Origin of the sequence: Streptomyces pimonensis (assembly GCF_041380215.1) — a bacterium.
In the GTDB taxonomy this organism is placed as follows: domain Bacteria; phylum Actinomycetota; class Actinomycetes; order Streptomycetales; family Streptomycetaceae; genus Streptomyces; species Streptomyces pimonensis.
In genome coordinates this window covers 218,985-231,270 of sequence record NZ_JAHWZY010000005.1, presented here as the reverse complement: position 1 = coordinate 231,270, position 12,286 = coordinate 218,985, and the positions used below count along the sequence as shown (strand labels likewise).

The window sequence follows — 12,286 nt, the reverse complement described above, 5'->3', positions numbered from 1 at the left end:
TGGCCGCGGTCGTCGTCACTCCGTTCGCGCCACGGGCGCCGGGCGACGCCGGGGCCCCGCTGTCCGCCGGGGAGCGGTGGTGGGCCGCCGAGCTGCTCGGCGGGGGTGCGGCGGCCGGGCGGTGCGGCGGGCCTCGCGGTGGTGGGCCCACGGGGGGACGCGACCGCGAGGCCCCGGGAACCGGTCCCGACGCTGCGCTTCGGTGCGGACACGGGACCGGCCCCGCGCCGCCGCTGTACGCGACGGCCGTCAGGGTGCGGCGTCCGGCCACGGAGGCTGCGGCGAGCGGCGGGGCACGGCGGCCGAGCCGTACGGGCGCACGCCGAGGGGGTCACTCGCCGCGACGAACACGGTGACGGTGCGGACCGGGCGGGGGCGGGGCAGCAGGGTGAGCGCGAGGGCGAGGTGGGCGCGGGCCAGCTCGGCCCACAGCCGCCACGGCGGCTGCCCGCCCGCGAGACCCGCGGTGGTGAGGGTCCGGCCGGTTCTCCGGCGGCCGCCGGTACGGCGGCCGAGGTCCGCCATGGCGTTCCGCAGCGCGGTCGCGAGGGTGGCGGGGGTGCGGGCGGTGCTTGCGGCGGCCGCGAAGACCGGAACCGGCGGGAGGACCGTGGGGCCGCCGGAACGCGGGGGTGCCGCTCTGCGGTGAAGCATGCGTATACCCATGCATGGCATGGTGTCCGCCCGCCCCGGCGGCGGCTTTCCCGCGGGGGCCACGCGAGTGAAGGTTCCCTCCGGGGCCGCGGCGGGGTGACGCGACGGGCGTGCGCGGCACCCCGCGGGGTACGGGTACGCCCGGTGCCGTCGGGCGCCGGCGCCCCACCGGGGACCCGGCCGTCGCGGCGCCGCCGGACCCCGCGCCGCCGTGGTGTCCGCCGCCGTGGCGGGAACGACCTGCGGTGCCCGCCGTCGCGGCGGGCAGGGGGCGGGCGGGGCCGGACGCCCCGGCCCCGCTCCTCTCCCCCGGCGGGTCAGTGGGCTGCTGATTCCCAGTCGGGGCCCGCGCCCACCGAGACACCCAGGGGTACTCGGAGCTGGACCGCGGTGGACATCTCCCGGCGGACCAGCTCCTCCACCGCGGCACGCTCGCCGGGGGCCAGTTCCAGGACGATCTCGTCGTGGACCTGGAGGAGCATGCGGGAGCGCAGGTCCGCCTCGCGCAGCGCCCGGTCCACGTTCAGCATGGCGATCTTGACGATGTCCGCCGCCGTGCCCTGGATCGGCGCGTTCAGCGCCATGCGCTCCGCCGCCTCGCGACGCTGACGGTTGTCGCTGTTGAGGTCGGGCAGGTAGCGGCGGCGGCCGAAGAGCGTCGCCGTGTAGCCGGTCGCCCGGGCCTCGTCGACGACCCGGCGCAGATAGTCCCGTACGCCGCCGAAGCGCTCGAAGTACGCGTCCATCAGGGCGCGTGCCTCCGCCGCCTCGATGTTCAGCTGCTGGGAGAGGCCGAAGGCCGACAGTCCGTACGCCAGCCCGTACGACATCGCCTTGATCTTGCGGCGCATCTCCGCGTCCACCGCGGACTGCTCGACCGAGAACACCTGCGCCGCCGCCGTGGTGTGCAGGTCCTCGCCCGAGGTGAACGCCTCGATCAGGCCGGCGTCCTCGGAGAGGTGGGCCATCACGCGCAGTTCGATCTGGCTGTAGTCGGCGGTCAGGAGCGACTCGAAGCCCTCGCCGACCACGAAGCCGCGGCGGATCGCGCGGCCCTCGTCCGTGCGGACCGGGATGTTCTGCAGGTTGGGGTCCGTCGAGGACAGCCGGCCCGTCGCGGCGACGGTCTGGTTGAACGTGGTGTGGATGCGGCCGTCCGCGGCGATCGTCTTGATCAGGCCCTCGACGGTGACGCGCAGCTTCGCCTGCTCACGGTGGCGGAGCATGATCACCGGAAGTTCGTTGTCGGTCTGCGTGGCGAGCCAGGCCAGGGCGTCGGCGTCCGTGGTGTAGCCGGTCTTCGTGCGTTTCGTCTTCGGCAGGGCCAGCTCGCCGAAGAGGACCTCCTGGAGCTGCTTGGGCGAGCCCAGGTTGAACTCGTGCCCCGCCGCCGCGTGCGCCTCCTTCACCGCCTGCTGCACGGCGCCCGCGAACATCTGCTCCATCTCCCGGAGGTGCTCCCGGTCGGCCGCGATGCCGTGCCGCTCCATGCGGGCGAGCAGCGCGGACGTGGGCAGCTCCATGTCACGGAGCAGGTCCGCCGCGCCCACCTCCGCCAGGCGGTCCCCGAAGGCCTCGCCCAGGTCGAGGACGGCGCGGGCCTGCACCATCAGCGCCTCGGCCTGAGCCCCGTCGTCCGCGCCGAAGGCCAGCTGGCCGTCCGGCGCGGCGGCGGGCGTCAGCTCGCGGTGCAGGTACTCCAGGGACAGCGCGTCCAGGTCGAAGGAGCGGCGGCCCGGCTTCACCAGGTACGCGGCGAGCGCGGTGTCCATGGTGACGCCCTCGATGGTCCAGCCGTGCTCGGCGAAGACCCGCATCGCGCCCTTGGCGTTGTGGAACACCTTGGGCCGGTCCGCGTCGGCGAGCCAGGCCGAGAACGCCCGCTCGTCGGCCTCGTCCAGCTCGGACGGGTCGAACCAGGCGGCCGGTCCGGCGGACGTGGCCAGCGCGACCTCGGCGACCGAGCCGGCGCCCAGGGCCCAGGTGCCGACCGTGGCGACGCCGAGCGGGCCGGTGCCGTGCTCGGTGAGCCAGCCGGTCAGCTCGCCGGTGCCCAGCACCGTGCCGTCCAGCTCCACGCCGGCCGCGACGGCCGGAGTGGCCTCGGTCTCCTGCGCGCCCGGGTCGACGGCGAACAGCCGCTCCCGCAGCGACGGGTTCCTGATCTCCAGGGTGTCCAGGATCACCGTCACGGCCTTGCGGTCGTAGGCGGTCCGCTCCAGGTCGAGGACGCCCTTGGGCAGCTCGACCGCGCGCTCCAGCTCGGTGAGGCGGCGGTTGAGCTTGACCGCCTCCAGATGGTCGCGCAGGTTCTGCCCGGCCTTGCCCTTGACCTCGTCGACGCGCTCGACCAGCTCGGCGAAGGAACCGAACTGGTTGATCCACTTCGCGGCCGTCTTCTCGCCGACGCCGGGGATGCCGGGCAGGTTGTCCGACGGGTCGCCGCGCAGCGCCGCGAAGTCGGGGTACTGCGCGGGGGTGAGACCGTACTTCTCGACGACCTTCTCCGGAGTGAACCGGGTCAGCTCGGAGACGCCCTTCGTCGGGTACAGCACCGTGGTGTGCTCGGAGACCAGCTGGAAGGAGTCCCGGTCGCCGGTGACGATCAGCACCTCGAAGCCCTCGGCCTCGGCCTGGGTGGCGAGGGTGGCGATGACGTCGTCCGCCTCGAAGCCCTCCACGGCGAAACGGTCGGCGTGCATCGCGTCGAGCAGCTCGCCGATCAGCTCCACCTGGCCCTTGAACTCGTCCGGGGTCTTGGAGCGGTTCGCCTTGTACTCGGTGAACTCCTCCGAGCGCCACGTCCTGCGGGAGACGTCGAAGGCGACGGCGAAGTGGGTGGGGGCCTCGTCACGGAGGGTGTTGGCCAGCATCGACGCGAAGCCGTAGATCGCGTTCGTCGGCTGGCCCGTCGCGGTGGTGAAGTTCTCCGCGGGCAGCGCGAAGAACGCGCGGTACGCGAGGGAGTGCCCGTCCATGAGCATCAGACGGGGGCGGGGGCCGGTGGGGGGCTGGTCGGTCTTCTTCGATGCTGTGTCTGCCACGTGTCCGATCCTGCCACGTGACACCGACAGTGGGGGCGGGCGTGTGGCCGTCGGGGTCGGTTCGGCTCCACGGCCCCTTCCCGTCCCCGGAGCCGCGCCCCGGACCCCGTCGGCCCTGCGGGCCTCGTCCTCACCCGCCGGACGGGCCGGCAAGGACGTGGGAGGATCGAAGGCACACCTCGTACGTGTGCGTGAACAGGAGTGCGCGATGGCGACGAAGCCGCCCCAGGGGGACCCGGTTCAGGACGCCCCGCAGGTTGCCGAACCGGAGCACGCGGCCGCGGGGCTGCCGGCGATCGGGCACACCCTGCGCATGGCCCGGCGGCAGATGGGCGTGAAGCGGACGGCGCTGACGCTGCTCCGCGTGAACCAGAAGGACGGCTTCGACTGCCCGGGATGCGCCTGGCCGGAGCCGGAGCACCGGCACCGCGCGGAGTTCTGCGAGAACGGGGCGAAGGCCGTGGCCGAGGAGGCCACCCTGCGCCGGGTCACCCCGGAGTTCTTCGCCGCCCACCCGGTCGCCGACCTGTCCGGCCGCAGCGGCTACTGGCTGGGCCAGCAGGGCCGGCTGACGCACCCCATGTACCTGCCCGAGGGCGGCGAGCGCTACGAGCCGGTGGCCTGGGAGCGGGCCTTCGACATCGTCGCCGAGGAGATCGCCGCCCTCGGCTCCCCGGACGAGGCCGTCTTCTACACCTCCGGGCGCACCAGCAACGAGGCCGCCTTCCTCTACCAGCTGTTCGCCCGACGGCTGGGCACCAACAACCTGCCCGACTGCTCCAACATGTGCCACGAGTCGTCCGGCTCGGCCCTGTCGGAGACGATCGGCGTCGGCAAGGGCAGCGTCCTGCTGGAGGACCTCCACAGGGCCGACCTGGTCATCGTCGCCGGCCAGAACCCCGGCACCAACCACCCGCGCATGCTGTCCGCCCTGGAGACTGCCAAGGCGAACGGCGCGCGGATCATCAGCGTCAACCCGCTGCCGGAGGCGGGCCTGGAACGCTTCAAGAACCCGCAGACCGCCAGGGGGCTCACCACCGGCGCCGCCCTGACCGACCTGTTCCTGCAGATCCGCCTCGGCGGCGACCAAGCCCTGTTCCGCCTCCTCAACAAGCTGATCCTCGACACGCCCGGCGCGGTCGACGAGGAGTTCGTGCGTGACCACACCCACGGCTACGAGGAGTTCGCCCGGGCCGCGCGCGCCGCCGACTGGGAGGAGACGCTCACCGCGACCGGCCTCACGCGCGGGGACATCGAGCGGTGTCTGCGCATGGTCCTCGCGTCGAAGCGCACCATCGTGTGCTGGGCGATGGGGCTCACCCAGCACAAGCACTCCGTGCCCACGATCCGCGAGGTCGTCAACTTCCTCCTGCTGCGCGGCAACATCGGCCGCCCCGGTGCGGGCGTGTGCCCGGTGCGCGGTCACTCCAACGTGCAGGGCGACCGCACCATGGGCATCTTCGAGCGGCCCGCGCCCGCGTTCCTGGACGCCCTGGAGAGGGAGTTCGGCTTCGTTCCCCCGCGCGAGCACGGCTTCGACGTCGTACGGGCCATCCGCGCCCTGCGCGACGGGAGGGCGAAGGTCTTCTTCGCCATGGGCGGCAACTTCGTCTCCGCCTCCCCCGACACGGAGGTCACCGAGGCCGCGATGCGCCGGGCCCGGCTGACGGTGCACGTGTCGACCAAGCTGAACCGCTCGCACACCGTCACGGGCGCACGTGCCCTGATCCTGCCGACGCTCGGCCGCACGGAGCGCGATCTGCAGGGCGGCGGCGAGCAGTTCGTGACGGTCGAGGACTCCATGGGCATGGTGCACGCCTCGCGCGGACGCCTCGAACCGGCGAGCGGGCAGCTGCTGTCGGAACCGGCCATCGTGTGCCGGCTGGCCCGCCGCGTCCTCGGCGAGGACGACACGGTGCCGTGGGAGGAGTTCGAGAAGGACTACGCGACGATCCGCGACCGCATCGCGCGGGTGATCCCCGGCTTCGAGGACTTCAACGCACGCGTGGCCCGCCCCGGGGGCTTCGCGCTCCCCCACGCCCCGCGCGACGAGCGCCGCTTCCCCACCGCCACGGGCAAGGCCAACTTCACCGCCGCGCCGGTGGAGTACCCCGAGCTGCCCGAGGGGCGGCTGCTGCTGCAGACGCTGCGCTCGCACGACCAGTACAACACCACGATCTACGGTCTCGACGACCGCTACCGGGGCATCAGGAACGGCCGCCGCGTGGTGCTGGTCAACCCCGAGGACGCACGGGAGCTGCGGCTCGCGGACGGCAGTTACGTCGATCTGGTCGGGGAGTGGAAGGACGGTGCGGAGCGCAGGGCGCCCGGGTTCCGTGTCGTGCACTATCCGACGGCGCGGGGCTGTGCGGCGGCGTACTACCCGGAGACGAACGTCCTGGTGCCGCTGGACGCCACCGCGGACACCAGCAACACCCCGGCCGGCAAGTCCGTCGTGGTGCGTCTGGAACAATCGGCGACCGACTGAGCGTTCGCTCAGCAGACAGCCGTACCGACGCAGGACGAATGGAGCCGGGCCCATGGGAGAGCAGCAGCAGGTGACGTTCCCGCAGGAGGTCATAGACGAGTACGCCGCGCTCGGCGTGGACCTGCCGGCGCTGTTCTCGGCGGGCCACCTGGGCACGCGGATGGGTGTGCAGATCCTGGAGGCGTCGGCGGAGCGGGTCGTCGGGACGATGCCGGTGGAGGGCAACACCCAGCCGTACGGGCTGCTGCACGGCGGCGCCTCCGCCGTGCTGGCCGAGACGCTGGGGTCGGTGGGGTCGATGCTGCACGGCGGCAGTTCCAGGATCGCCGTCGGTGTCGACCTCAACTGCACGCATCACCGCGGTGTCCGCTCCGGCCTGGTCACCGGAGTCGCCACCCCGGTGCACCGGGGACGGTCCACGGCGACGTACGAGATCGTCATCACCGACGAGGCGGACAAGCGGGTGTGCACCGCGCGGCTGACCTGCCTGCTGCGGGACGCCCGGCCCGGCGACGGGGGACGGGCGGCGGGCTGACGGTCGTCGTGGTGCGGGAGCCCGCCCGCCCCGCACCACGGGCCCTCCCGCCCCGCCGCCCCTCCGCACCTCGACCCCGGCCCCGGTGTGCCGCAGCCCGTACGGACCGCGCACCCACCGGTGCCGCGGGTCCCTCCCCCGCATGCCGCGGTCCCGACCGCCGCATGCCGCACCGTCGTTGCCTCCGGCCGGCGGGCGTCCTGGCGTTCGGGACATGCGACGGGGCGGCACCTCTCGGGCGGGGGCGTTCGGCGCGCCCCTCGTGGCCGCGCTTCTGGCGGGCCCGGCGGCGACCGGGTGCGGTACGACGGATTCCGGCCACGCGCGGGAGCCCCCGCCGGGCGGCGCGGCAGGTCGTTCCTCCGCACCGTCACCGCGGGTGACGTCCGACGCGGACCTGTGCACGAAGCTCGTCGGCCACTGGTCGCACGAGGCGCTCGACGGCCGCGGCTACGGCGACCACCAGTCCATGGGGCTGTCCGACGGTCAGTACGGCATCCTGCGCGAGGTGGTCGCATCCGCCCGGGCCGCCGAGCGTCAAGGGGCGGCCGACACCGGCCGGTTGATCGATCGTGAGGCGCGTGAGGGGTGCGTCGCGTGGTACCGCGTCGGCGGGCCGGGCGGGGAGCCCTGGCGGTGAGCGGGACCGGCCCCGTCGAGGCGGGGGAGGACACCCACGCTCCGGACGGCCCCTCGACGCGGACCTCCGACACGGTAGTCCGAGCGGCGCCGCAGGGCCGTGCTCGGCTGGTCCCTCGCCGCCGGCCCCGCTCCACCCGAGCCGGGCGACCGCCTCCGGGGATCCGAAAACGCAGGCCACAGGCGTGAAAAGCGCCCCGTAGAACTTCTCTCCCAAGGTGGGGACAACAACGGAATCCGACCCTCCGGTCGCCGTCACCCGAATATCCCAGCCATACGCGGGGCTGTCCGTGACCTCCGGCCCACACACCTTTCCGGACAAAAACAGGCTCCCCCACGGGATCACCCTCACCATAAGGGTGACGGAATGCGGAAAAGTGCCACGGAATGCCGGACTCCTTTTCCTGGGTGTAACTCCGCGTAATAAGAACGCAATGGAGGAGCGCACCCTCACCCTCGGACCGCGGTACGCACAGGCCCTCTCCAGGGCCCTACAGGTGGCCTGCAGCAACGATTTACGGTAATCACCAAAACCGCCGATACACCTGAACCAACCCTCCCGGTCCTGCGGTTTCTCAGCATCCGGGCAGGGCAAAACGGCGAGAATTCAGCTCTTCCCCCCACTCGGTACCGCTCTGCGATACGCCGTGTCATAACAAGAGCGTCACAGCCTCGACCAGAGTCTCCTCCGCATTCCCCACCCACGCCTAGAGTCACCGCCAGTCACCGCGCCGCCCGATTCTCACTCGGCCCAGCGCTCGACTCGTCCGTTTCCACCGGGAAGCGGCCGTCAGGGGAAAGGACTGGATCGTGCGTCAACGTTCGCTCATCGCCATCACCGCCGCTCTGGCGGCGGGAGCACTCACCCTCACCGCCTGCGGCTCCCGCGACGAGGACGGCGGCGGCAGCTCGGACTCCGGCAACGGTGGCACCACCGTGGTCATCGGCGTCGACGCGCCGCTGACCGGTGACCTGTCCGCGCTCGGCCTCGGCATCAAGAACTCCGTGGACCTCGCGGCGAAGACCGCCAACAAGGAGAAGTACGTCGAGGGCGTCACCTTCGAGATCGAAGCCCTCGACGACCAGGGCCAGGCCTCCGTCGGCCAGCAGAACGCCACCAAGCTCGTCGCCAACAAGGACGTGCTCGGCGTCGTCGGCCCGCTGAACTCCTCCGTCGGCGAGTCGATGCAGAAGGTCTTCGACACGGCCAAGCTGGTGGAGGTCTCCCCGGCCAACACCAACCCCGCCCTGACCCAGGGCGTGAACTGGCAGAAGGAGAAGGCCCGGCCGTACAAGTCGTACTTCCGCACCGCGACCACGGACGCCATCCAGGGCCCGTTCGCCGCACAGTACGTCCACAACGACGCCAAGAAGAAGAAGGTCTTCGTCATCGACGACAAGAAGACCTACGGCGCCGGTCTGGCCGCCACCTTCACCGAGGAGTTCAAGAAGCTCGGCGGCCAGGTCGTCGGCACCGAGCACATCAACCCCGAGAGCAAGGATTTCAGCGCGGTCGCCACCAAGGTCAAGAACTCCGGCGCCGATGTCGTCTACTACGGCGGTGAGTACCCGCAGGCCGGACCGCTGAGCAAGCAGATCAAGGAAGCCGGTGCCAAGATCCCGCTGGTCGGCGGTGACGGCATCTACAGCGCCGACTTCATCAAGCTGGCCGGCGCCGCCGGTACCGGCGACCTCGCCACCTCGGTCGGCGCACCCGTCGAAGAGCTCCCCTCCGCCAAGGAGTTCGTCGCCAACTACAAGGACGCCGGGTACGAGGAGGCCTTCGAGGCGTACGGCGGCTACTCCTACGACTCCGCCTGGGCGATCATCGAGGCCGTCAAGAAGGTCGTCGAGGACAACGACGGAAAGCTCCCCGACGACGCGCGCGCCAAGGTCGTCGACGCCATGCAGAACGTCTCCTTCGACGGGGTGACCGGCAAGGTCTCCTTCGACGAGTTCGGTGACGCCACCAACAAGCAGCTCACCGTGTACTCCGTCAAGGACGGCAACTGGGCCACGGTGAAGTCCGGCACCTTCACCGGCTGACCGCCGCCCGCACCACTCCCACGAGCCGCGCGGGGCGCCGTTCCACTGGCGCCCCGCGCGGACTCGCATCCGGCCCCATCCGTCGAACATTCCGAAAGTCTCGGAGGACATGCGGTGAACGAACTGCCGCAGCAGCTGGTCAACGGCCTGCTACTGGGATCCATGTACGGCCTGGTCGCCATCGGCTACACAATGGTCTACGGCATCGTCCAGCTCATCAACTTCGCCCACGGCGAGATCTTCATGGTCGGCGCCTTCGGCGCCCTCACGGTACACCTGTACCTCTTGCCCGACGGCACCTCCATCTGGGTGGCACTGCCCCTGATGCTGCTCGGCGCCGTGATCGTCTCGGTCCTGGTCGCCATCGGAGCGGAACGGTTCGCCTACCGCCCCCTACGCGGCGCGCCCCGTCTGGCCCCGCTCATCACCGCCATCGGCCTCTCCCTCGCGCTCCAGCAGGCCGTCTGGGCCTTCTACCCCGAGGCGAAGTCCAAGCTGCCCTTCCCCCAGATCGAAGGCGGCCCCTTCACCATCGGCGGCGCCACCATCCAGACCGGCGACATCTTCCTGCTCATCGCCGCCCCCACCAGCATGGCCTTCCTCGCCTACTTCGTGATGCGCACCCGCACCGGGCGCGGCATGCAGGCCACCGCGCAGGACCCGGACACCGCCAAGCTCATGGGCGTCAACACCGACCGCATCATCGTGATCGCCTTCGCCCTCGGCGCCGTCTTCGCCGCCGTCGGAGGCGTCGCCAGCGGCCTCAAGTACGGCCAGATCGACTTCAAGATGGGCTTCATCCTCGGCCTCAAGGCCTTCACCGCGGCAGTCCTCGGCGGCATCGGCAACATCTACGGCGCCATGATCGGCGGTGTGGTCCTCGGCGTCGTCGAGACCCTGGCCACCGCCTACATCGCCGACATTCCCGGCCTGGACAAGTTCGGCAGCCAGTCCTGGGCCGAGGTCTGGGCCTTCATCCTCCTCATCCTCGTGCTCCTGTTCCGGCCACAGGGCCTGCTCGGCGAGCGCGTCGCGGACAGGGCGTGACACCGATGACCACACGGACCACCGCTTCCGACACCGCGACCACCCCCGCCGTGAGCACCCCCACCGGCCTCATCGGCATCCCCCCGCACCTCGGCCGCTCCCTCGCCACCGGCGGCAGCGCCCTCGCCGTCGTCTCCACCTTCCTCGCCTGGACCTGGACCGCCGAGTTCCCCGGCGACCTCACCGTCTACGGCTACCCCGGCGGACTCCAGGTCCTGGTCCTCGTGGGCGGCGCGCTCGCCACCCTCTTCGGACTCGCCTCCCACGGCGTCAGGGGGCTGGGCTGGCTCACCCCGGCCGGCGGCGACGCGGCCCTCAAGTACGCCACGCTCGGCACCTTCGCCACCGCCTGGTACACCGTCCTCGCGATCAGTTTCCAGCTCGGCGGCCTCGTCAACCTCGAACCCGGTGGCTATGTCGCCGCCGCCGCCACGCTCATAGCCCTCCTCGGCGCCCTCGCCCTCCCCTTCGACCGGCCCGAACCCGACCCCATCGACCCCGACGAAACCGGCTGGGAACGGTTCAAGCACGACACCGGCCACCGCTGGGCCACCCTCCGGACCGCCTTCGCCTCCGGCAGCCCCCGCCCGGTGCGCACCCTGCCGTCCTCCGTCGAGATCCTGATCATCGTCGGCGTCCTGGCGTTGGCCCTGGTCGTCTTCACCTACGGCATCGGCACCGAGTACGACGAACTCTTCGTCGGCTTCCTGATCACCGCCGGCTTCGGCTTCAGCGCCCTGAACCGGTCCGGTCTGATCGCCCACGTCTCACAGATCACCGCACGGCACCAGAACATCACCGTCTGCGGCGCCTTCATCGCGGCGGCCTGCTTCCCCTTCACCCAGACCGACGACCAGTACGCCACACTCGGCGTCTACATCCTCATCTTCGCCACGGTCGCCCTCGGTCTGAACATCGTCGTCGGCCTCGCCGGCCTGCTCGACCTCGGGTACGTCGCCTTCCTCGGCGTCGGCGCCTACGCCGCCGCCCTCGTCTCCGGCTCCCCCAGCTCACCCTTCGGCGTCCACTTCCCGTTCTGGGCCGCCGTGCTCGTCGGGGCCGTCGCCTCCCTGGTCTTCGGCGTCCTCATCGGCGCCCCGACCCTGAGACTGCGCGGTGACTACCTCGCCATCGTCACCCTCGGCTTCGGTGAGATCTTCCGCATCGCGGTCAACAACACCGACGGCACCTCGGGTCCGGACATCACCAACGGCTCCAACGGCATCGCCTCCATCCCGGACCTGAAGATCCTCGGCTTCGACCTCGGCGTCCAGCACGACATCGCCGGCTTCACCATCGGCCGTTTCGCGAACTACTTCTTCCTGATGCTGCTCATCACGGCCGTCGTCGTCCTCGTCTTCCGGCGCAGCGGCGACTCCCGCATCGGCCGCGCCTGGGTCGCCATCCGCGAGGACGAGACCGCGGCCCTCGCCATGGGCATCAACGGCTTCCGCGTCAAGCTCATCGCCTTCGCCGTCGGCGCCACCCTCGCCGGCCTCGCCGGGACCGTCCAGGCACACGTCACCTACACCGTGACCCCCGAGCAGTACCTGTTCGCCGGCACCACCCCGCCCAACTCCGCCTTCCTGCTCGCCGCGGTCGTCCTCGGCGGCATGGGCACCATCGCCGGACCCCTCATCGGAGCCGCGCTGCTCTTCCTGATCCCCAACAAACTCCAGTTCCTCGGCGACTTCCAGCTCCTCGCCTTCGGTCTCGCGCTGGTTCTGCTGATGCGCTTCCGGCCCGAGGGCCTCATCCCCAGCCGACGCCGCCAGCTGGAGTTCCACGAAGAGGCCGACGCGCCCACAGTCCTGAGCAAGACAGGGGCCTGAC

At 71.4% G+C, this 12,286-nt stretch carries 8 protein-coding genes; 6 read left to right on the top strand and 2 right to left on the bottom strand.

Annotation, left to right across the window (positions count from 1 at the left end; all coding sequences use genetic code 11):
- Nucleotides 1-249 precede the first annotated feature (249 nt).
- Both KYY02_RS07760 and polA read right to left on the bottom strand, forming a co-directional pair.
- Entirely contained in the window at nt 250-666 is a 417-nt protein-coding gene (locus tag KYY02_RS07760) for a hypothetical protein (RefSeq protein ID WP_371236804.1), read from the bottom strand.
- Between the two features lie 305 nt (nt 667-971).
- Nucleotides 972-3,698 carry a DNA polymerase I gene (gene polA, locus KYY02_RS07755; RefSeq protein WP_371236803.1) on the bottom strand — a complete coding sequence of 909 codons (2,727 nt, stop codon included), beginning with the start codon at nt 3,696-3,698 and terminating at the stop codon, nt 972-974.
- A gap of 208 nt (nt 3,699-3,906) precedes the next feature.
- On the opposite strand from polA, the gene KYY02_RS07750 reads away from it, so the two are divergent.
- From KYY02_RS07750 to KYY02_RS07725, 6 genes are all read left to right on the top strand, one after another.
- Nucleotides 3,907-6,186: an FdhF/YdeP family oxidoreductase gene (locus KYY02_RS07750; protein WP_371236802.1), complete on the top strand. Its 2,280-nt coding sequence runs from the start codon at nt 3,907-3,909 to the stop codon at nt 6,184-6,186.
- Nucleotides 6,187-6,238: 52 nt separating this feature from the next.
- Nucleotides 6,239-6,721, top strand: coding sequence for a PaaI family thioesterase (locus KYY02_RS07745; RefSeq protein WP_371236801.1), 483 nt, complete (start codon nt 6,239-6,241; stop codon nt 6,719-6,721).
- A gap of 379 nt (nt 6,722-7,100) precedes the next feature.
- Nucleotides 7,101-7,361, top strand: coding sequence for a hypothetical protein (locus KYY02_RS07740; protein WP_371236799.1), 261 nt, complete (start codon nt 7,101-7,103; stop codon nt 7,359-7,361).
- 809 nt (nt 7,362-8,170) lie between these two features.
- On the top strand, nt 8,171-9,406 hold the full coding sequence (locus KYY02_RS07735; RefSeq protein ID WP_371236797.1) for a branched-chain amino acid ABC transporter substrate-binding protein: 1,236 nt from the start codon (nt 8,171-8,173) through the stop codon (nt 9,404-9,406).
- 114 nt (nt 9,407-9,520) lie between these two features.
- A complete protein-coding gene (locus KYY02_RS07730; RefSeq protein WP_371236795.1) occupies nt 9,521-10,453 on the top strand; it encodes a branched-chain amino acid ABC transporter permease in 933 nt (310 codons plus the stop codon).
- A gap of 5 nt (nt 10,454-10,458) precedes the next feature.
- Nucleotides 10,459-12,285: a branched-chain amino acid ABC transporter permease gene (locus tag KYY02_RS07725; protein ID WP_371236794.1), complete on the top strand. Its 1,827-nt coding sequence runs from the start codon at nt 10,459-10,461 to the stop codon at nt 12,283-12,285.
- The last annotated feature ends 1 nt before the right edge of the window (nt 12,286 follow it).